Origin of the sequence: Fructilactobacillus fructivorans, assembly GCF_001434095.1 — a bacterium.
GTDB classification, from domain to species: Bacteria; Bacillota; Bacilli; order Lactobacillales; family Lactobacillaceae; genus Fructilactobacillus; species Fructilactobacillus fructivorans.
Genome location: NZ_AZDS01000002.1, coordinates 95,574 through 118,478, shown reverse-complemented (window position 1 = coordinate 118,478; position 22,905 = coordinate 95,574). Strand labels below are relative to the sequence as shown.

The 22,905-nt window shown below is 37.5% G+C and carries 18 protein-coding genes and 1 pseudogene; 10 read left to right on the top strand and 9 right to left on the bottom strand.

The features are described from left to right. Positions 1 to 259: 259 nt before the first annotated feature. The 8 genes from FC73_RS02590 to FC73_RS02555 form a co-directional block, all read right to left on the bottom strand. Positions 260 to 4,489: a mucin-binding protein gene (locus tag FC73_RS02590; protein ID WP_056936286.1), complete on the bottom strand. Its 4,230-nt coding sequence runs from the start codon at positions 4,487 to 4,489 to the stop codon at positions 260 to 262. A gap of 156 nt (positions 4,490 to 4,645) precedes the next feature. Then, positions 4,646 to 5,278 (bottom strand): class A sortase, encoded by a 633-nt coding sequence (locus FC73_RS02585; protein ID WP_010022282.1) that lies wholly within the window; start codon positions 5,276 to 5,278, stop codon positions 4,646 to 4,648. Between the two features lie 71 nt (positions 5,279 to 5,349). Beyond that, positions 5,350 to 6,498, bottom strand: coding sequence for a glycerate kinase (locus tag FC73_RS02580; RefSeq protein ID WP_010022280.1), 1,149 nt, complete (start codon positions 6,496 to 6,498; stop codon positions 5,350 to 5,352). Between the two features lie 85 nt (positions 6,499 to 6,583). Beyond that, positions 6,584 to 7,642, bottom strand: coding sequence for a linear amide C-N hydrolase (locus FC73_RS02575; protein WP_010022278.1), 1,059 nt, complete (start codon positions 7,640 to 7,642; stop codon positions 6,584 to 6,586). Between the two features lie 192 nt (positions 7,643 to 7,834). Further along, complete coding sequence (locus FC73_RS02570) at positions 7,835 to 8,071, bottom strand: DUF2922 domain-containing protein (protein WP_010022277.1); 237 nt, start codon at positions 8,069 to 8,071, stop codon at positions 7,835 to 7,837. A 14-nt stretch (positions 8,072 to 8,085) separates the two neighbouring features. Next, a complete protein-coding gene (locus FC73_RS02565) occupies positions 8,086 to 8,289 on the bottom strand; it encodes a DUF1659 domain-containing protein (RefSeq protein WP_010022274.1) in 204 nt (67 codons plus the stop codon). Positions 8,290 to 8,358: 69 nt separating this feature from the next. Continuing rightward, positions 8,359 to 8,841 carry a sigma-70 family RNA polymerase sigma factor gene (locus FC73_RS02560; RefSeq protein ID WP_225416849.1) on the bottom strand — a complete coding sequence of 161 codons (483 nt, stop codon included), beginning with the start codon at positions 8,839 to 8,841 and terminating at the stop codon, positions 8,359 to 8,361. A 216-nt stretch (positions 8,842 to 9,057) separates the two neighbouring features. Beyond that, a complete protein-coding gene (locus FC73_RS02555) occupies positions 9,058 to 9,987 on the bottom strand; it encodes a prenyltransferase (protein ID WP_010022271.1) in 930 nt (309 codons plus the stop codon). Positions 9,988 to 10,282: 295 nt separating this feature from the next. On the opposite strand from FC73_RS02555, the gene FC73_RS02550 reads away from it, so the two are divergent. From FC73_RS02550 to FC73_RS02545, 3 genes are all read left to right on the top strand, one after another. After that, positions 10,283 to 10,879, top strand: a complete 597-nt coding sequence (locus FC73_RS02550) for a hypothetical protein (RefSeq protein WP_010022270.1) — start codon at positions 10,283 to 10,285, stop codon at positions 10,877 to 10,879. A gap of 131 nt (positions 10,880 to 11,010) precedes the next feature. Beyond that, complete coding sequence (locus tag FC73_RS06970) at positions 11,011 to 11,181, top strand: hypothetical protein (protein ID WP_010022269.1); 171 nt, start codon at positions 11,011 to 11,013, stop codon at positions 11,179 to 11,181. Further along, complete coding sequence (locus FC73_RS02545) at positions 11,178 to 11,927, top strand: potassium channel family protein (protein WP_029327153.1); 750 nt, start codon at positions 11,178 to 11,180, stop codon at positions 11,925 to 11,927. The genes FC73_RS06970 and FC73_RS02545 overlap by 4 nt, the downstream gene beginning before the upstream one ends. Before the next feature lie 45 nt (positions 11,928 to 11,972). Here FC73_RS02545 and FC73_RS02540 read toward each other — a convergent pair whose 3' ends face one another. Then, a complete protein-coding gene (locus FC73_RS02540; RefSeq protein WP_010022267.1) occupies positions 11,973 to 14,684 on the bottom strand; it encodes a BspA family leucine-rich repeat surface protein in 2,712 nt (903 codons plus the stop codon). 880 nt (positions 14,685 to 15,564) lie between these two features. Here FC73_RS02540 and FC73_RS02535 point away from each other — a divergent pair. The 7 genes and pseudogenes from FC73_RS02535 (at position 15,565) to FC73_RS02510 (ending at position 22,878) form a co-directional block, all read left to right on the top strand. Further along, on the top strand, positions 15,565 to 16,437 hold the full coding sequence (locus FC73_RS02535; RefSeq protein WP_010022266.1) for an AbiH family protein: 873 nt from the start codon (positions 15,565 to 15,567) through the stop codon (positions 16,435 to 16,437). Positions 16,438 to 17,613: 1,176 nt separating this feature from the next. Further along, positions 17,614 to 17,721: an SHOCT domain-containing protein gene (locus FC73_RS07065; RefSeq protein ID WP_115791461.1), complete on the top strand. Its 108-nt coding sequence runs from the start codon at positions 17,614 to 17,616 to the stop codon at positions 17,719 to 17,721. Between the two features lie 286 nt (positions 17,722 to 18,007). After that, on the top strand, positions 18,008 to 18,142 hold the full coding sequence (locus FC73_RS07095) for a hypothetical protein (protein ID WP_010022262.1): 135 nt from the start codon (positions 18,008 to 18,010) through the stop codon (positions 18,140 to 18,142). A gap of 137 nt (positions 18,143 to 18,279) precedes the next feature. Then, positions 18,280 to 19,803: pseudogene (locus tag FC73_RS02525) on the top strand (SEC10/PgrA surface exclusion domain-containing protein); the annotation flags it as partial. A gap of 169 nt (positions 19,804 to 19,972) precedes the next feature. Further along, entirely contained in the window at positions 19,973 to 20,644 is a 672-nt protein-coding gene (locus FC73_RS02520) for a hypothetical protein (RefSeq protein WP_010022259.1), read from the top strand. 48 nt (positions 20,645 to 20,692) lie between these two features. Continuing rightward, positions 20,693 to 20,878, top strand: a complete 186-nt coding sequence (locus tag FC73_RS07165) for an LPXTG cell wall anchor domain-containing protein (protein WP_081454158.1) — start codon at positions 20,693 to 20,695, stop codon at positions 20,876 to 20,878. Between the two features lie 731 nt (positions 20,879 to 21,609). Continuing rightward, on the top strand, positions 21,610 to 22,878 hold the full coding sequence (locus FC73_RS02510; protein WP_010022257.1) for an AbiH family protein: 1,269 nt from the start codon (positions 21,610 to 21,612) through the stop codon (positions 22,876 to 22,878). Positions 22,879 to 22,905: the final 27 nt, after the last annotated feature.

Genomic DNA, 22,905 nt, shown 5'->3' with positions numbered 1-22,905 from the left:
CATAGAAATCCCCCTTTACTCTCACAATCATGCTTCTGATCTCCTAGTGAGGTTATATTATAAATTTAGTCATCTAATAATTCAATCATCTTAATCATATAAAAAAATAATTATATAAATTAATTTAGAACGTTTAGTATATCATGATTTGGCTTTAAACAATTTATTTTTTTATTAATAAATTATAAAAATGAGACCAACACCCTACGTAGATGTTGACCTCTAACCTTATGAAACTCTCATATTTTTAATTACATGCTTACTTGGTTTCTTTTCGGTCTCTAAACCATTTTTCTAATCCAATAAAACCAAGTAGTGACAGCAACATTGTCCCAATAATACTTAAGAAGTTATCGGAATTTTGGCCAGTTTGTGGCAACTGGGCTTTGTTCTTACGGATAACTTGATTAGGTTTTGCCGTCTTTTCTTCTCGGTTTGATTGGGTCGTTACTTTAAGGGGTACCTGAGAAACTCGCTTTTGTTGACGGATTTGATCAGGATGAACGATCCGTGGCGTATGGAGTTCCGTAATTTTATTAACAAAACCTTCGTTGGATTTATCAAACTTTGAAGCAATTGGACTTTGTTTCTTACCACCAAAATTCATGGAATGATTATTCTTATTTTTATTTGGAGTGAAATTATCATGATGATTGTTTTGACTTGGAATGGGGTCGCTACTATCACCATTAGCTGGATGAGCTAGGGTCGTTTTAGTTTCTTTAGAATGATTCTTGGTATAAATCACGTTTTCTGAACTACTTTCGTTTGGCATCAACGTCCCACTAATCCGTTTTTTATCAGGCGTCATGCTGTCGACTGCTGGCGAAGTAACATCATAGCGAGCATTCTCACTGTTCCAATCGTTCCACGTGATGTTATTGGTTCGCAAATCCTTCGTTCCAGTTCGAATGAAGTTGGCCGTTACGGTCTTACTTGGAACAACTTCTTTACCATTACCATTGACGTAACGAATAACCTTTTGACCACCAACTTTATTGGTAATTTGCTTTGTATTATCGGTATAAACAACCTTTTCGGAGTCATTTTCATTTAAAGCGATCGTTCCACAAACATGTTGCTCGTTAGGAGTCATATTGTCGACTGCCGGCGAAGTAACATTATAATGGTTGTCATTATCAATCCAGTTGTTCCACGTGATATTTCCACTTCTCATATCCTTTATACCAGTTCGATGGAAATTGGTAGTAATTGTTTTACTTGAGGCAACTTTCTTGCCATCGTGATCGACATAATGAATCGTCTTCCGACCAGTTGTTTGGTCATTCACTGGTTCAGTATTATCGGTATAAACCACATTTTCGGAATCATTTTCATTCGGAGACAACGTCCCACTAATTTGCGACTGACTTGGTGTCATGTTATCAACAGATGGAGAGGTTGCATTGTAGTGATTACTATTCCACTTATTCCATGTGACATCTCCAGTCCTTAGATCTTTAATACCTGTTCTGGTAAAGTCGGCCGTCATGGTTTTGCTTGGAGCAACCTTCTTGCCATCGCGATCGACATAACGAATTACCTTTTGTCCAGTTGTTTCATCAGTGATCTGTTTCGTATTATCAGAATAAATCACGTTTTCTGAATTTCTCTCACCAGGAGTCAGCACACCACTTATGCGTTGTTGACCAGGCGTCATGTTGTCAACGGTTGCTGAATTAATATCATAACGATCATTATTACTGGTCCAATTGTTCCATGCGATGTCATCGGTTCGCAGATTCTTCGTTCCAGTACGAATGAAGTTGGCCGTTACGATCTTACTTGGAGCAATCTCATTGCCATTACTATCAACGTAATGAATGGTCCTTTGAGCCGTAGCATGATCACTTACTGGTTCGGTATTATCGGTATAAATCACATTATCAGTATCATTTTCATTCAATGTGATCGTTCCGCTAACGCCATCTTTACCAGATGCCATGCCATCAATGGCGGGCAAACTAACGTCATAGTGATTATCATTACTAGTCCAATTGTTCCACATAATTTCGTTAAGCAAGAGATCTTTAAGGCCAGTTCGAGTAAAATCGGCCGTTACGGTCTTACTTGGAGCAATTTCCTTACCGTTCCTATCAACGTAATAAATTTTCCTTTGGCCCCGTCCTTCATCGGTTACCAATTTCGTCATGCCAGAATAAACAACCGTCTCGAAATTATGTTCGTTCGCCACGACATCCCCACTAACATGAATCTTATTCGGAGTCATAAACTTCACGGTCGGAGGAGTGATGTCATAGCCACTATCATCACTATCCCAGTCATCCCAAGTAACATTGTTTGTTAAAGGATCTCTTTTACCCGTCCGCGTGAAATGGGCGTTAATGACTTTGTCAGGAGCAACCTGGTTACAATTATTATTATTGTAATGGATGGTGGTAGTCCCCGTCGTTGAATCCGTGACATTCTGACTGACGGCAACCGTCACACTAACCGTTTGATAACTTGTTAGACCAAGTGAATTGGTCGTTTCGTATGTAACGTTATAAGTCCCAGCCTGATGTTCAATCAACGCATTTCTTAAGTATGAATCATCAGAAATTTTCAACTTATCATTATTAGTACTATCCTGAACATTCGTTCCATCTAACAAGTAACGATTTAAATTGTTAACGTCAAAGGTGTCGGCATTAAGGGACTTGTCACTGGCCGCAATGGACGGGAAAAAGCCATGTTGCTTACTAGTTCGATAGGTGAGTGTCATGGGAATATTATCGAAATGGGTTCCCTGATCATCGTGGTAGCCAAAGTTGACTGAATAAGTGCCACCAACGTCTGGGGCAACTAAATTACCCGTGAATTGTAGATCCTGGATTCCAACATCATTGGGAAAGATGAGTGCTAACCGTGCGTTATCCGAACTAATTTGATTCATTTGAACCTGCATACCAGGTAAAACTTGTCTCAGTTGACCTAACGTAATCCATTGACCAGCGTACTTTCCGGCCCATGCTACTGATGAGGGAAGGTTAGCTTGTGGAATCCCAAACCGTAAACCATTTAGGTCAAAAGAAGCTTTATTTCCCTTAACATCAACGGTCCACGTTCTGCCAGTTAGATTATTGAGATTACTATCTGGATCAGTATTAGGATACAAAACGTTGGTAAAACTGGGTTGGTCACCCTTACTGGGATCAAAGATCGAATGCGCATGATCGGAACCTGCAACCGGATTATTCGCATTGGGCCCATCATATGTTGAAACGCCCGCATAGTCGCCACTTCCATCCTGTCCGGCTCTTAAGCCAGGTGCTTGAGCTTGGTTTGGCGCTGATAGATTGGAAGAAACCGTGTAACCATAAGAAAAATTACCTAGTTGATAAGTCGTGTTGCCTTGCTGAAAATCAGAGGAATAGTTAGTGGCAACACGTGGCACACTTGAATCAGCTTGAAATGGCACGTTTAAATTGAATTCAAATCCACTTGTTGTGAGCTGAACGGTTTTATCAAAAACATAAAAGACCTGACCGGTATCGCCATTGACTTCTAAATGGCCATAGTCAGTACCACCCGTCATGGCAACTCGATTCCAATTAATGACCTTCTTCATCATGCCATTACCATTAGAATCGGCACTATGAGCGATGTTAAACCCGATTTTGTCACCCGGATTAATGGTGGCGTTTGCGTCTGTGACCGAAACGTTATTACTAATATCTAAATTGCCAAATTGATTAAAGTCGTTGTTCGATGGAGCACTAACTTGATTACTGGTAATCTTTATTCCCCTTGGCAAATTACTATTGGTATTTTCACTGGCTAATTGGGTATTATTATTTTTTTGCCCAGAAACCGGTTGATTAGTGGCTGACTGGGGATCAGATTTAACTGATTTATCCTGAGTTTTTCTTTTCGGTTGATCATTTTGAGAAGCGGTCTTATCATCAGAGTTGCTCTGGTTAGTTTGTGGGACCTGACCTTGTTTTTGATTTGGATTAACTTTACTAGAGTCATTCTGATCAGACGATTGCTTGTCTTCCTGATTGGACTGATGATTAGAACTATTAGTATTATTTTCATCTTTTACTGAATCGTTTTTTTGTCCAACAGTTTTGTCTTGACCTGCTTTAGTTTGACTGGATTGATCGTTACTCTGCTTTTGATCTGGCTGCGATTTCGATACCGGTTGGTTCGATTGATCATCATCTTGGTTCTGTGATTTCGCACCTGGTGATTGATCGCCCGGCTTTGAAGTATCCCGCTTCGTCGTTTGATTGAAATCACCTGACGACGTAACACTATGAGATTGATCGTTTTCCGCATTGGCATTCTTCGTAGAAGCCGTATATGTAGTCTGTTGCGATTGTTCACTTGTTGACACGTCGGATGAGGAATTGGACGAAACCATCGTATCCGCATTAACCCCAATGGTTAGTCCGCCAACGGTAAATGCGGTGACAATGGCCGCTACCATCCACTTCTTTCCGGCTTTATACATCTTAAAATGTTTTTTTGAATCCACGTACATAAAATTCCCCCCTAATATCAAAATTAAAGTTACACAATTAAACATAATTCATACCCGTAAAGCGGGTTTATTATAAAGAGAACAATATAATAATTCAAATATTTTAAGTAATTATCCCAATAAAAAAGTCCTCTAATTTAGAGGACTTTTTTTATATTAAGATTTCACTAATTCGCCAGACACAATCAAACGGCGCGTTTCACCAGGATTGCCAGAAGCACACGTCACTAATGTGATTTCCTTTTGGTTACCATTATCATTAATCACCGAAATATCATTTTCCGAAACAATTTTTTTACTGGTAATTTTATAGGTGTATTTCTTACTAGGATTCGAGAGGTAGATCTTCTGCCCCACCTTTGCTCGCGACAAAGGCGAAAACAGCACGTCAGGGTTCTTCATATGATGGCCAGCTAAGACGTAGTTTTTCTCGCCCATCTTCTCATCCATCTTCATCGTGCCAGCTCCAATCGTCAGGTCATCGTCGTTTAGACCTTTAAAGATCGGCAAATCAACCTTGAGATCGGGGATCTTAATTCGACCAATCGCTGGGGACTGCTTGGCTTTCGTACTCTTCATGATGGCGTTCTCGTCGACCGCCTTCACGTTATTGAAGTTGTAATCACCCTTACGCTGATTGCCACGTTTCGCTTCCTGCTTGGTAATACTACTAGCCTTCTGTCCTCCCTGGTATCCAACCCACCACGACATAATCTGTGAGTTAAAAACCAGTCCCAGTCCGACCACTACTAGGATCACAATGAGAAGGTTTCCCAAAAATTTCTTCATTTTCCTACCGCCATTTCATAAACGTATTCCACTACTCCATGCGTTTATTCTACCCTATTTTTGTTTTAAAATTAAAGTTTTGAACTGGCTTTGATAATTCTTACCATATTCTCAGTGGTGCGTTCAATATTCTCAGGTCCGCGTTCGAGTGCTTCCGCCATGGGTGTCACCCCACTTAGGATGTCGATGACGGTGGAAATGCCGGCGTCATAGAGGTCGCCAATCCCATCACCAATGTGGGCTGTCTCGACAAAGACCGGCTTGTGGTGCTTCTTTCCGAGCTTAGCCACGCCAAAGGGCACCTTACCAAACTTCGTCTGTGAATCAATGCTACCCTCACCGGTAAATACGCAGTCGGCCTGTTTAATTTTTTCTTCCAGTCCAACGGCTTCTTCAACAATCTCAATACCAGGACGAAGTTTAGCCTTGGTAAATACCAGTAAACCAGCGCCAACGCCACCAGCGGCTCCACTGCCAGGAATATTGGTCACGTCGACACCTAACTTATCGTAAATAACGTGGGCGTAACTTCGCAAATTATCATCTAACTGAACCACCTGGCTCGAATTAGCGCCCTTTTGTGGGCCAAAGACGGGTGCGGCTCCGTTCTTTCCAACCAACGGATTGGTGACATCGGAAGCCACCACAAATTCAGTCTCAGAGATCCGGTGATCAAGACCGGCAACGGAGATATCGGAAATTCGACCAATCGACGATCCGTTTGGAATGATAACCTTTCCGTTCTCATCCATAAACCTGACTCCAAGAGCCATCGCCATGCCAGCCCCACCATCAACGGTGGCACTTCCGCCAATGCCGATGATGATCTTTTGAGCACCAAAATCAAGGGCCGCCCGAATCAGTTCACCAGTACCTAGTGTGGTGGTTACCATCGGATTGCGGCGGTTTTCCGGAATAAGTTCCAGTCCACTGGCCTTCGCCATCTCAATCACCGCGGTCTTTCCGTCACCCAGCATCCCAAAAAATGATTCCACCTTTTGACCAGGAATCGGGCCATCGACCGTCACGTTAATCTTCTTTCCGTGGGTCGCATCGACCAGCGTGTCAACGGTCCCTTCACCACCGTCAGCCATCGGAACTTTATCAATGCGGGCATATGGATCCACGTTGGTAATTCCCGCCGCCATCGCATTTGTCACCTGCTTGGCGGTCATGCTGTCTTTAAATGAATCTGGTGCTAAAACAAACCGTAAACTCATACAATTCCTCCTTTCAAATTCGTTTCTTCAATAGTTAAATTATAACGCACAAAAAAAGCACTTCATATCAAATGAAGTGCTTTAATTAATTAACGTGGTAGTGATATTGCTTTTTAAAATTAGCACCGGTCACCACCGTCATCGTCTTTTTAGAATTATTATAAAGAACCGTCCACTGCGTCGGATCATCATCCTTGTAAGGCATGTGCGGACCGTCGTGCACGTCGTTTAACAGCTGAAGTCCTTGTTTCTCGGTCTCAATCCCGTGACTTTGATTCAAATGATTATTGGCCACGTTGTAGCGATCAAAGCCGATTCCATGATGATACTTACTTCCAAGCGTCTCATAAAAGTTGGTCAAGACCTGGTGGTTACCGGTCTGCGGAATGACTGACATCTTATTATTCTCATACTCCACCACGGCGCTGTGACCCTTGGCATCGTTAAGTTGGAAGTGGTAACAGCCGTCCGCCGACGCGTGCATGTCGTACTTCTTCAGTAAGGCAATTGCCTGATTTGTGTCCTTAGCCTTATCTAAAATCATGCGAATGGCAACACTCGTGGTGATATCTGGTTTGCCAGTCTGTTGATTGGTAACCTTGTCTGGCACCCACAGAACGGCCGCACTAACTCCTTTTTCGTTAATCCCGTCAAACGGGATGTACGGTGCCGCTAGGGAAATAACCTTGTCAGAAAAATGATTCATGGCCTGCTTATCAAGTCCGAGAAACTTCAGGTCAACCATTGAAATACTCTTGTATCCGTCTTTTGGTGCGGTCTTAACCACCATTGACGGGGAATATTCGAGATCAAAATTTCGGCCAAATAAATGTTGCCCGTTAGGCGTGGTGGCCGAAAAGGTCGTGCAGGCGACCTTTGGGATGTCAATCTTGAGTGGCAGTCCCTTTAATAGCTGTTTCGACGCAAACTGAACCAGTTCCTGATCGTTGGACGCACCCTTTTTAAGCAGCTTATCTAATCCATAGTCATTCTTGTACGTCATCTCGTACATTGGATATCCGTTAACCTCTTTGACGGAATTCAGCGTAGATAATTCGTCGTGAAAAAGGAAAAATAGTCCCATCACCACGACGACTAAGATGGAAATGATTCCGAGAACCACATATTTAATTGTTTTTTTCATTGATGTCGCTCCTTACGTGCTTTCAACACTAACAAAACGAAAGTGAAGTGCGTGACTCAAAGGCAATCTTTCCAACACATTTGTGATGTCACGCCATTTTACTTCAATAAAATCTGTGACGCAACCGCAACAATGTACCGCTATGTAAAAAGCACTCCACATTTCGTGAAGTGCTTTTCGTAACTCGTAACTTTATTTCGTCGCTGGTACCGGTGCTTGGTAGATTGGGTACTTCTTAATCTCAACGTAACGAGCACAAACAGGAGTGTTGTACAAGTTCACCCCGTCTTTTTGAAACATCTCTAGCTTGGCAATGCGATCCATTGCGTTTTTCACAATTGCTTCCCCTAGTGTGCTAGAAGCGTAGCTCAACTTAATGGTTTTGACCTTGTTTTCGTCTGATTTAAAAACTAATTCTAAATTTCTCATCTTCATCCTCCTAATTATTCAGCGTCTAACGTATCGGTGGAACTTAAGGTGGCTTTCTTAAACTTGGCACCGGATAGTTCTGCCAAAATCACACCGAACTGTTTGATTTGATCTTCTGAAACGTTTTGCACCAGGTTGTTGAAGGTGTGCTTCGCGTCAGCGTGACTGTCTTCTGCCAGTGTGTATGTTGCGCTTGTCTTCATCCAATTTCTTTTCATTTTTTCCATCCTCTAAAATTTATTTTGTTAAGGCAGTTGGCCAACCCCCTTACACCTACTAGAAACGAATCAGCTGGCAAATGTGTTACCCCAATCAATTTTTTTAATAATTCGTTTTCGCCATTGGTACAGAGTTTTGCGGGAAACATGGAGTTCGCTGGCAATCGCCGTCATTGACTGCCCGTTGTATAACCCACTAACCATCTGACATTCGCGATCATCTAATTGAGCCAAAATTCCCTCCAAGACGACCCGACTCTCAATCTCCTCATCATTTGTCGCAATGACATCCACATCTTCACTAGTTTCCACATCAAGGTGAGAATTCTGTCTCCGTTCCCTTCTCAATATATCCAGGATGTGCCAGTAGACGCCTTGATAGATGAAGTTCAGCCGACTCTCTTCGTCGTTACAATCTCCGGGATACCGGTCGTATGCTTCCACAAACGACAGTCGGCCTTCCGACACTAAATCCTGATACTGATCGCAAAATGGACGGATGCCCAGGCGTTTGAGCACCCCAAACACGATGATTTCGTGGTCACCTTCCATTAAGAACTGAAATGCGGTTTGCTTGTTTTTCATAAAATTGAATCTCCCTTAAGTAGTTTGATCCAAAGGCCTTTGTCACAAATATGAGCATAAGGTCAGATTAAAAGCGTTACCATGACGGGCAATGAGGGATTTTTGCCGTAAAAAAGACGTTAGCAAGAGCTAACGTCGTAATATTGAGTTTGAAAGTGGAAATAGCTTTCCACTTTTTAGAATTTATTTAATTAAACCGTCAAAAAGTAGCTCACAAATCCCAGCAATGGTGATCATGGTAACAATTGTGAAACTATTTTTGACCGATAAAATAAAGGTTCGTTTTTTATCTTGAACCGCGAAGAATTCTTTCACGTGTTTATACACGATGGGGATGGTTACTAAAACCAACAGCATGCTAATAGGCAATAAACGAAGTAGAACCGTTACTATCACCATGATGTAAGTAATAACATAGTTGGCTGCAAATGCCTCCAGGGCACGTTTTTTCCCGATAACTGAAACAATCGTGTGTCGATCCATCTTCACGTCTTCTGCCACATCACAGGTATTATTAGCTAACATGATACTTGCAAGCGGAAAAATAGTGATGGTAGCAACTAAAAATCCAGAAAGAAACAAGTTCCAGCTAAACTGCGAAACTGGGATATTAACCATGATGACAGTATATGTAATTCCAACTCCCATCGTCAGTGAGCACGCCGCCTCCCCAAAGGGCGTGTGCGAGATCGGTAGCTTTCCACCTGAATACAAATAGCTAATCACAAAGCCAATTATACCGATCACTAAAAGCCACATTGTGGTCGCAAAGAGTAAATAGATCCCCAAAATAACGGTTATTATTCCTAAAATTGCCGCCGTTACGATGGCTGCTTTAAATGAGATTCCGTGGACTCCTAATGAATTGGTTTTTTGCCGAAACTTTTGAGCCGTTGAATTGGTCGTTTGAAAAGAAGCCCGATAATCCGATAAATTGTCTAGCGCGTTTGCCATTAAGTGGATAGTTAAGCATGCTAGTAATAAAACCAACGAATTAAAAACATTCAACTTCCCATAGCCATAACTTGTAAACATAATGCCAACAATAAAGGGTGAGAGGGTTGATACAATTGAACTAGGTTCAGTTAATGCGATAAACTTATGAACGTTCATTTAATTCTCCTTATTGAAATAATCACAACTAGTTTAAACTTTATTCATCGTACCAAATTTACTTGATAAGAAGCAATTCAATGTAGTGAATTATTTAACAAATAATGTTTATTTCATAAAAAATAATGCATGCCAGCAGTAGTACCTGTTGCTTAAAAATGCTTCTATAACACTATTTTACAATTATTCTTACTTAAATCATTTTCATCCCCACCCCATGTTAACTTACAAACAACTTAGTAGACTTTCACTGTAAATTCCTGCTATATTGATTGGCATAGGGAGGAGGATAACTATGAAATTAAATGAACTTCGAGACGCCCAATACGTTATCGACCTAGTCCTAATGTACCAAGACGCCTACATCAAGAAGCAAAGAAAAGAAAAACTGTATTCATCTTTGCCAGTATGCGAACTCAATGATAGTGAAATCATCCGCTTAAATCCTTATAACGTCACACCAAACTTCAAAGATAAACGCTCCATTTGGGACTTTGCGCCCAAACACAGCCAACTTAATAAAACCGACGATGACTTTGAGGTCAAGACCGATCAGGTTAAAGACCGTGACCAAGCCAATCGTCTTGGATTTATCCGTAACGAATTCTTCAAACAGAAATGTTACAACGGGGTCAACACCATTGGTGACGAATTTTCCGGGAATATCACCACAGTGTGTGATGATGAGAGCCAATTTCATGATCTGATTGATGACCCCATAATGTTACTAGAGTACGCGATCATTTTTGTTCGCAACTTGAATCTTTCACGATTAGAGAACGCGATTGACGACAATGTCGCCTATCACGTTGAGCACTACGCACTTGGCAAAGTGTTTGAATTTGAGATTTTCTCAGATGATGATAATTTTAAAATCATTAGCTTACAATAATTAACTTTTGAAATGACATTTTAATTTCTCCAGACTAGCACCTAGGCATGGGTGCTAGTTTTTTATGCTCACTAAAACTTTAGATGACTGGTAAAATAGGTAGTAAATCGAATTTTAAGAGGGAACTAATAATGAAATCAAAAAAACTTAAAAATGTAATTACGATGCCTAAACGTCGAAACCCCTTTGAAGGATCGTGGTACCTTGACGGGTTGAATGATAAGCAAAAAAAGGCTTTTAAACAAAAGGAAGAAGTAGGTAAGCCATTGGGAAAGGAAATAAATCAAGTCAAAGAGAAATGAAATTGAGGAAACAAACCATCAAAAATACATATGATGCTGTCATCATCTTACTGGCCATCGTTTCAATCGTGTTAGTAATTCTCCAATTTATGAATAAGATTAATTTGGACGTTGAACCTTACATTTCCATTGATGATGCCATTTGGATCATCTTTACCGTTGATTACTTTGGCGGACTGTTTCTGGCCAAGAAGAAATGGAAATACGTCAAGACCCATCTGTTTGATCTTTTAGCAATCATTCCCTTTGGTTTTGGACTTTCATTTTTCAAAATTTCCCGTGTAACCCGTCTAACTCGCGTTTTTAGAATCTTCAGAGTGGCTGGTGTCTTGGGGAAATTTAAAGAGCGAATTGAAAAATTCCTTAAAACAAACGGTTTCATCTACCTCCTAATTATCTGTATCATCATAATTTTACTTGCCGCTGGCCTTTACTCAATCGTTGAAAATACATCACTAACTAATTCAATTTGGTGGGCAATCACAACCACCACGACCGTTGGCTATGGTGATATTAGTCCTAAAACCAAGATTGGCAAGGGGATCGCAATTATTTTAATGCTAGTTGGAGTTAGTTTTGTGGGAATGCTGACAAGTACTCTCACAACTTTCTTTTCTAAAGATTCTAATCAAGAAGCCATTTCAGAAGCTGACGAAATCCGTAAATTCAAGGGATTAATGGACGATCATATCATCACCAAGGAAGAATTTGAGGAGAAAAAGAAAGAACTTCTAAAAAATAAGTAAACAAAAAGTCACTCTCAACCGAGAGTGACTTCTTATTTATCCGATCTATTTAACACGATGCTTCAAATCACGCCATGCTAAGACGGCAGCGGACGCAATGAAGCCAAGTCCAATCAATTCTAAGAACGTAGACACTTTTTCACCAGTTTGTGGCAAAGTCTGCTTACCCTTCTTGGAATTTTCTTGGGCTGAACTCTGAGTTTCCCGAACCGTTTGATGACTTTGTGACTTAGAAGCCACTTGGCTTTCAGAATGATCGGTTTTGGTAACGGGAGTTTCCTTTTGGGAACTCTTCTGACTAGTTACCGAAATCTGATGATCATTCGAAATGGCTTGCTCACCGTTATTAGTTGATTTAGTGGCAGTTGAGTTACTATCCTTGTTGATACCCTCGCTAGGCACTTCTGGTTTAGCAGCTGGCTTCTTTGGTGTCTCTGGAACATTTTGAGCATGGTTTTCTGGAACCGTGTTTCCATTGTCACCAGTTGGTTGATTAGGAGCTACTGGTTGACTTGGAACTTCGGGTCTCCCACTTGGTTGGTTTGGTGCAACTGGGTTGCTACCATTATCATTACCACCGTTGTGATTTGGTGTACTTGGGTGTTCCCCGTTTCCATGATCTCCACCATTGTTATCTGGAGTGGATGGATTGTTATTGCCGTTGCCATTGTTACCAGGCTGATCAGGCTTGGATCCGTTTTTAGCAAGTACTGTTACCGGTACGAAAAAGGTCTTCCCATTTGAAGCTGTAATGGCAACCTGATATTGACCGGGAACCTGATTGTTGACATTTAAAGTGTTAATCTTAGTAATCGTTGCTTTGGTTCCATCTTCGTTAGTGGCAGTGGCACCGTAAGCAGCTGGATCAGTTGGCACACTGTCACCAACATAAATTGAGATTCCATGCGCTGTGATGTTAGCTTGATTGGCAATAACTGTTACCGTGACTGTCATACTCTGGCCGTTTGCGGCCGTGATGGTAACTGGATATTGACCGGGAATCTGATTGTTAACTTTCGAAGTGTCAATCTTAGTAATTGCTGACACGCTTCCATCTGCGTTGGTAGCTGCAGCATTGTAAGCAGCCGCATCCGTTGGTACCTGGTTACCAGCATAAATGGTAATTCCTTGAGCATGCATTGACGATTCATCTTTAATTGGATTGCCCCAAATCCATGTTCCTGGATGAGCGTTTCCATCAGCTAATTCGTTTGAAGGTAACGCCTCTTGGTAAGGAATGACTTTCCCATTGGCATCAACTTGAACCCAACCGGCGTATTGTGATGGGACGTTTGGTAAATTGGTAGAAATACCTAAAATCGTATCTTTCCCTAATTTGAGTTCATTTAAGTTAGAATCATTAGCAAGCATATTGGTTGTATCAGCTTTGCTAGTATTAAAACTAGAAAGATCCAGGCTTTGTAAGCTGTAACAATCCGCAAACATACTGTTCATCTCAGTTACATTACTAGTGTCAAGCTGGTTTAAACCATCAATCCGACTTAAGAGACGGTCATTTTTAAATGCGTTGTAGAATCTGGTAACTTTGCTGGTATCAATGCCACCAAGATTGACGTATTTAAGCTGTGTCCCGGTCTTGCCATCCAAACCGGCATTGGTATAAAACATGGCGTCCATATCGGTGACGTTACTGGTGTTCATGCCCGTTAAATCAAGTGACTTTAGAGAATGATTATCTAAGAACATGTTAGTCATCTTAGTACAGTTCGAAGTATCAAGATTATATAAATTTTGGTAATCCTGTACACTACTCCAGTAAGCGAAGAGACCATTGGCATCATTAACTGAGACTTTCGAATTAAAGACTACGTGTTGAACCTGAGCGTGATTAGCTTCTAACCAGCTATCATAAGCAAATTCATTCCCAAGGTTCCCGCCATCATTAAATGAGAGCGTTCCAGTTTGTTTATCGTAAACATAATTGGCTGATCCCCAAGTCCCGTTAATTGTGTCGCTAACAGCCTGTTTTACATTGTTATGATTAGCTTGAAACTGAGATTGGGCAACGTTTGCTTCACGATTATCAGATAAATTAGCTTGATCGTCAGTTTTATTTTCCGTTTCCTGGTTTGATTTTTCTGAAGCAACTTTTGGTTGATCTTGCTCAGTTTTAACTGGGTTAGTCTGATTCTTTTCATCTTGTTTGTCAGCATTTTGGTCTGACTTGTTACTTTGCCCTGCCATTTGTGAATCAGGTTGGGCATTTTGATCCTTAGTCTGAGAATCAGCCTGTTTGGCCATTTGATTATCGGCCTGGTTATCAGTCTTTTGATCGTTTGACTGTTGCTCCTTAGCAGGTTGATTACTTACATCTTTTGATTGTTCAGACTTAGGATCTGAAACTGGCTGAACTTGCTTAGAATCATTTGGCTGAGCATTCTGACTCTTTTGCTCAGTTTGTGGTTCCGCTTTGACACTGTTTGTTACTTGTTGACTAGACTGATCGTCCTGCTGTGAATTGGCGGCCAGACCTTGATCTGTCTTGGTTGTACTGTCGTTGGCAGTTTGTTCAGACTTAACTGGTGCAACGTTCTGGCTCTGATCAGTTTGACTGGCCCTGCCACTAGCTGCTGGTACTTCAATCTTAACGTCACTCGTGGCTGGCTGACTAGCACTATCAGCACTTGCACCGATGGTCAAACCACCAACGGTCGTGAGGGTCACAATCCCTGCGACCATCCACCGTTTGCCGGCTTTGTACATCTTAAAATGTTTCTTAGGCTCCCTATTTTGCATGAAACTTCCTCCTACGCTTTCAAACACATCTTGTGAAATGATAATGACTAACACATCACTTCTAAGACACAATTACTATTAAGTAATCACTTAATACCTCAAAAGAATAACGCGATTATACATAAACTTGGAGAAAAATGCTCAGGACAAAGAAAGGCAAAGTGTGTACCACATAGAGGGGTAAGGTTTTCAGCACATAATGATGACAAGATGTAGCCTACATAAAAACGTTACAATAACTAGTTATTGTAACGTTTTATCATCTTTATTCATTAATTTATCAATTAATTATGATAATAATTTAATATTAAATACTTATTGTAAATACTTACTACATAGTGTCATATCCAATTATCAATATTATTTGATGTAAAATAAAAATTATTACCACAATGATGTTATAATTTCAAATCATTCTAATTAACTATTGATTAAAATTGACTGGAGTAAATATGAAACATAAACACCATTCAATTTTAATCGTAATCAATATAATTATCATTTTTCTAATTTCAAGGATCATTTTAATTTTAACAACAATCTGGGTTACCTAACATAATCATAGTGATACCAGTTTAATCAGCCAGCAACTTATGAAGCAGTTATTAAAATACAAGAACAATCCAAAACCACTATTAAAGATCAACTACTCCTCAAATATGATAAAAATCCATTGATGGATTTGCAATTGCAAAAAATCCTAGTTCTGATTTTAAATACGAATATATCTATCTTAACAAATCCACTTTTGATAAAGTAAAAGCAAATCACAAAGTTAAAATACAACAGATTAGCAGAAGAAATTGGTATAGGAATAAGGGGAAATCAAAGATTAATTTGGTAAAATAACTTTAATTAATAATTTAAAGGTGGAAATAATATGTCAGATAATAATGTGAAAGTTAAAGAAAATAAACAAGGAGATTCAGATACTTTAGTAATTATTGGTAATGGTTTTGATTTAAGTTTAGGATTAAAAACAAGATTCCAAGATTATTTTGATAAAAATAAAAATAACGATTTTGTTCAGGAAAAAGAAAATTTTAACGATCTTTTAAATAAAATTTCCAAGGATACAACTATAAATCCCAATAAAATATCAAAAGGACAAATGTTTGAAACTATAGAAAATTATTTTAAAGATTTCAATTCAACAATTTTAAGTTTTTGGGATCTCTATTTATTACTATTACGCTATATTAACAAAAATAATACTAATTCTAATAAACTGGAAGATTGGTCAGATGTAGAAACACAAATAAAAAGATTTTTCACTGAAAATAATGAAAATAAATCCAACGATTTCAATAAACTAATATGGACCCAAGAATTAAGAAAAGGAAAACAATTATATGGGTATGGGGAACATGATAGTAGTCATGGTATTAATTGGACTCAAACTGTACCTAATTCTTCATTTGACAAAGATGATTTTAAAAGAATCATACTACCCTTTTTACTAGAAATACAAAATAACAAAAATGATACTTACAATGAACTACTTAATCAATTAAATAAATTTGAACAAAACTTCTCTAATTATATTTTAAAACTACCTATAAAGGGCGACGATTATTCTGAATGTTATCAAAATAAACTAAATAAAATATCAGAAAGTACATGGTATAATGTTTTAACTTTTAACTATACACCAGTACCTACAAAAACTATTTTTACTTGTGAAGTAAAAAGAATAAATCATGTTCGCTATATCCATGGAACTGTAGTAGATAAAAAAATCATCCCATTATAATAGGAATTGGAAGCAAAAATATTGACCCTGATGATGATATATATCCTTTTACAAAAACATACAGAGTATTATCTGAAAGCTTCAATAAGTATGAAAATCTTATAGATGATAATATACATAATATTGTAATCTATGGTCACTCCCTGGCTGATGCTGATTATTCATATTTTAAATCAATCTTTGAAGCTACTCATCTATATAGTTCAGATGTAGATTTAACTTTTAAATATTCTCTTAAATATGCTGAAGAAAATGGTTATCATAAAAACATTATCCCCAAGAATCAATTAAAAATAATAACAACATTATTAAATAAATATGGTCATGAAATAAATCCAAATGATGGAAATGATCTTATGAATAAAATGATGATTGAGAATAGACTTCACATAATTGGAATTTAAAGATACCTCTTCATACAAACTATAAGGGACAAAATTATTAAAAATTCTCTTATTAAAGTAGATAGTATAAATCAAATGAAAAACAATAACAGTGGCTTAAAAAGACGTTATGATTAAAGAACCAAATTGTTGTCCCTTTTAAACACTCCCTCTCTCAATTTTCACGTGAAGCGCTAACGTAATTATCAACAGGAATTAAATATCATCATAATGAAAATCATTTTGGAATTATATTTCAATGTGTATCTTGCGGAAAATATTGTTTGTTTAACTATTTCTTTAAGTGGAGCAACGACAAATTTACTTAAGTATGGATATATATTATTGGGACACATGAATTTTCATTTAACAATAAAATTTCAAACTTATCACCTGAATTTAAAAAATTATATATCCAATCAGAAAATGCTGAAATTAAATGTATGGATGAACTTGCACCTATGGGATATAGAAAAACTTTAGAATTTTTAGTAAAAGACTTTTTATCATATCTATACCCCTTTAATTACACGCCTATATAAAACATCTAATATCAACAAAATTCGCCATATATATGGAACAATGGTTACTTAGATAGGAAATGACAACGCCTATTATAATTAATTGCATCCAAAACTAAATGTAGATGATTTAAAAATATCTAAACGTTTTAAGTGCTTATATTGCTTCCTATGTACAAGGTAAAGAAAGAGAAAAATATATAGATAAACATTCCAATAAAAAGAAATAATTTATTTAATAAACAAACTCTTAGGAAGTCAATCATGATCCCATTTCAGAAGCCGACAAAATCCGTAAGTTCAAAAAGCTAATGGACGAGCATATCATTACTAAGGAAGAGTTTGAAGAGAAAAAGCAGAAATTACTAAAAAGTAGGTAAACTTTATTAATAATAATAAATTAATTAAAAACTGTATGCTGTAAAATATAAAAAGTGTTTTAAATGCACTTATACTAGCGTATCATAATAGATGTAGTAAGGAGGTGATGACTATGACCTCTAAAAACAACAAAAGACTTAGATTAACGACATTTGAAGTAAGCATCAAAATATCATTTCTAAGTCTCATATTTGTCTTTAGTATGAATTAGTCAACCATAAGGAGCGATTGCGCTCGCTTCTTACTACATTTTCATTATAACACATCAATATCGGAGGTATCCTTATGAAACCTAAGAAATGGAAAATCGGAAAGCACTTAACCATCGAAATGTTACCACATAAGCCCACGTGGAAAGATTGGTTAGGGTTAGCCTTGGTCATTTTAATTATTGCCCTAATTATATGGTGGTTAATCTAGCATCAAGCTTAAAACTAGTAAACCAGTGCTTTGAGCGATGTCAACAACGATCAAAATCAGCTTAATCATGATACGGATGGCGCTAATCAAGCCCAAAGTGCTGTCGACAATAACGGACAAACAATTCCACAGTCACAAATTCTCAGTACTCAGATATGGAAGAATACATCAATTGGCTCATTAACCAAATGCATCACCAGTTTGGAACCGCCGACGTTGAAATCGGTGGTTGGGGAATGCACCAATTTATCAATGATCTAATAAACGGTTACGATCAGGACGGCTGGAATGTTGGTAAAAATGGCTATGATGTGAACGCCATCAATAACGCGGCAGATAGCAATGGCCTTTTAACCTATCCCGAAAGGAAGGGTTATGAAATCGTCGCTCCTGGTTACATGAACTTCAACAACTTCACCACTATGGACGCCATCTATTCCAGGTTATACAGCATGATTATGAACCTGACGTTTAATGACAATAGTTCATCAGACAGTGATGAAATGAGCCTGTTAGGCATCGATCCATCTACGAGTAACGTTAATAACAGCAAATACCTGGGCGTCGGCATTGATAACTACGGCCAAATTCACCTCGTTTTTGTTAATCCAGCCCAAATTCAAAATGCTAAACAATTTAATGAGGTAACCGCCCACATCCCAACTCCAGCTACCCTGCAACGCCAAATCGATGATACTTACGAATTAATTTCGGACTACCACAAAGACTTAAGTTACGATTCGCAAACCCTCCAGAACGCACACGACAAACTGGCAGCCCTCCAAAATCAATTAGCTAACGATGTCAAAGCGGCCAGGGAAAACAATCCCGCTCAATGGTCAGCTGACATTAACAAGGCAAAAGCTGAAATCGACGGTCTTAATCACCAAATCTCAAACCAACAACAGATTATCAACAATAACAACGCCGTTCTTCCCGGACTGCAGCACAAACTAACTCAGGCAAAACAACAGGTGGAAAACGACACCAACCAACTCAATAATGATCAAAATAAGTTGCAAAAAGCCACCGCCGCTAACCAACAAGCTCAAGATGAATTAGCTCGTGCCATCCAAGACCTGATTAACAAGCAAAATGAGCTTAATCGAGCAGAGCAACAACTGCAAGCTGACCAAGCAAAACTGATCGCCCTACAAAAGCAACTGATTGATTACCAAAATGAAACGAATAAATTAGCTAAAGCCAAGACCAAAATGGCTGTGGACAAGGCACAAATAGCAAAATGGCAAAAACAGGCTGCAACAAAACAATCTGAAAGTAACAGAGCAGCTCAGCAAGTTAATGAACAAATCATTAATCACGCCATTGATCAGGCACAACAAAATACCAAGTCACGGGCGACATACATCAATGGACGAGAATCCGTTCATCCTGAAAACATCAAGACCAACGTAACAGGTGCCACACCAGTAAGTAGTGGTCAATATCGTCTAAGTAATCATGCAAAAGTAAATCTATCTGCTTCCACCTTTGCTTATCAATCAACATCGACTATTAATGATACGAAAAATATAGCTCACAAAGGTCAACTCCCACAAACCTGGCAATCTAACACCACCTGGTTGTCCGTCATCGGATTCCTAACTACTCTGTTAGGAATCTTCGGACTAGCTGGAGACAGACGTAAATTCACCAAATAATCCTTCAAATATTTATACACTAATAAGCCCTAGTGATGATCACTAGGGCTTATTTTTTGATTGGTTTGATAATTGGAAATTCACATTTATTTTAAATAATCGAAATTCATGAACAAATTCTCCGTAGTCTATGTATTTATCTATAGAACAATAAAAAGGGAGAAATACTATGGAACTAAATGAATTACCATTAAATTTATGTGAACCAATGAAAAGAAAGATGAGAAACGAATTTGCCGTCGACATCAACTCCATCCTGCCATCACAGGTGAATAGAAAGTTGACCACTTACTCCGTAAATTGGGACTCCTTACTATTATTAATTGACTTAAAAGACGCTCACAGTCAATTTAATTCACTGGTGGTTGATCGTGTCTCTGGTTTCACACTAGTTAAACAAACCACCAACGTGTTGATGAAGGAACTATGGAAGGACAACCGCCTGTCACTAACGAAAATCAAAATGCTGGCGGCTTACTGTAAGATTAAGAGGAACATTCCGTACGTCCGAAAAGATGTCCAACTACTACGCCTCAAATCGATCGACCATTGTAAAAGAAACACATCATGGATTGCCTATCATAATCTCCACCATGTCATCCGAATGGGCGATAACCGACTAGAAATCTACTTTAATGATCTTGCCACCCCGATTTATATTGATGGCAATTATTCGTTTATTAAAAAGCAGGAAGAAACTTCTTATCAGATTAGAAGTATGGAGGAAATGATCTGTAATCAGGTTAATAGTCTGTTTGGGTACCAGAAAAATTGCCATTTTAACTATCAGTCTCCAGATAAGGATGACTGTTTCACCGATCTAATGAAACTAATCAAATAGCCACAATACTATTATAAAAATTAATAGAAAAAGAGCACCTTACCAACCATGGTAAAGTGCTCTTTTATTAACCAATCCATTTCTCAAACTACAAATAACACTCGGAAACAAAGCAAATTACCACAAACTGGTCAAAACTCTAATAATATCTTAAGTACTATCGGAGCAGCTTTGCTATCTCTTCTCGGTTTCCTTGTATTAGGTAAATGGTTTAAGGATCAAAGAAACAAGTAATATTTTCCTTAGAATGTTGTTTCCGCTAAAACGCATATAGAAACTGTGGGACATGGCCTTGTATTCACCGCAAGGCCATGTCCTTTTCAAAAGTTGGTAATTGTTTAAGGTTAGGCTACATTGCTCTATCAAAAGATAGAGTACTCCTATCAGCGTTGGTCTAATGATTCCATGAGATGTCCCTAGTTTTAAAATCTCTAGTAAATAGTTAAAATTAGTTCTTTGTAAGATTTATTAACATATATTTTAGCACTCATGAGTGCAATGTGATAATTCATTTTGAGAAAATAATTTGGAAATACTCAAACGTTAAATATGAAAAATCAAATCTTAATCATATAATTCGACTTGGAGATAACAGATTAGAAATCTACTTTGACGATCTATCTACTACTATTTACTTAGATGATTCTTATTCATTTATAAAGAAGCAAGAAGAATATTCATACAAAATTAGGAGCTTGGAAGAAGTGATATATGGTCAAGTGAATAGTCTGTTTGGGTATGAAAGAGATAACAGTTTTAAATATAAAGCTGCGATTTCAGGTGGATATATGGGATGATTTAATTGAATTATTAAAATTAACAAAGTTCCAATAATCGCATAAATAATTTGTATAACTTCAGTCCCATTAATGATTCTGTTGAAATATTATATTATTAATGAAATAATTAGTTAATTCACAAGAAAAATACCTATATCACATATATCTATAAGGAATGAAATGAATATGACAGAAAATAAACAAGAAGCAGATACTCTTGTAATTATTGGAAATGGTTTTGATTTAAATTTAGGATTAAAAACAAGTTTTCAAGATTATTTCGATAAAAATGACGATGATAATTTTAATAAAGAAAAGAAAGATTTTAATGACCTTCTAAATAAAGTCTTAAAAGATACAACTCAAAATCCAAATGCTATAAACAAAAAACAAATGTTTGGAATTGTAAAAAATTATTTTAGAGATTTCAATTCAACAACTTTAAGCTTTTGGGATCTTTATTTCTTACTATTAAGATATATTAATGAAAATAAAATTGGAACTGATTTTTATAAAATGAAAAATTGGTCAAATGTAGAATCACAAATAAAAAATTTTTTTACCAAACATAGAATAAATAATTATAGTATGATAACCGATTTTGATGAACTGATCGATACTCAAAAACTACAGAACAGTCATCAACTACCAGGAAAATGGGAATATAATCACAACCAAATTATTACTGGGAACCAAACAATACCTGTTTATTCCTTTATTAAAGATGATTTTAAAAAAATCATCTTACCATTTTTATTAGATACACAAAACATTAAAAATATCACCTACAATGAACTATTCAATCAATTAAATAAATTTGAACAAAATTTTTCAAATTACATTTCAAAACTACCAGAAAAAAATAAATATTACACTGAATATTATCAAAACAAACTAAATAAAATCTCAGAAAGTACATGGTACAACGTTTTAACTTTTAACTATACGCCAGTACCCACCAAACCCATTTATCCAGGTGAAAATAGGAAAATAAATCATGTTCGATACATCCATGGAAACACGGAAGATAACAAAAACAACCCAATTATAATAGGAATTGGTAGTGAAAATATAAAACCTGATAGTGATATTTTTATATTTACTAAAACATATAGAGTCCTATCTGAAAGTTTTAATGAATATGACGATTTAATTGATGAAAAAGTTAAGAACATCATCATATTTGGTCATTCATTAGTGGAAGCAGATTATTCATACTTTAAATCTATCTTCGAAGCTACACATCTATACAGTTCAGAAATAGACTTAACATTTAAATATTCACTTAGTTATACACGAACAAGGGGCTATCCAGATAACATTATTCCTAAGGAGCAGTTAAAAATTATAACTGAATTATTAAACAAATACGGACAAGAATTAAATCCTAATGATGGAAATGATCTTATGAATAAGATGATGATTGAAAACCGACTTCACATAACTGGAGTTTAAAGATAACACTTCATACAAATTATAAGG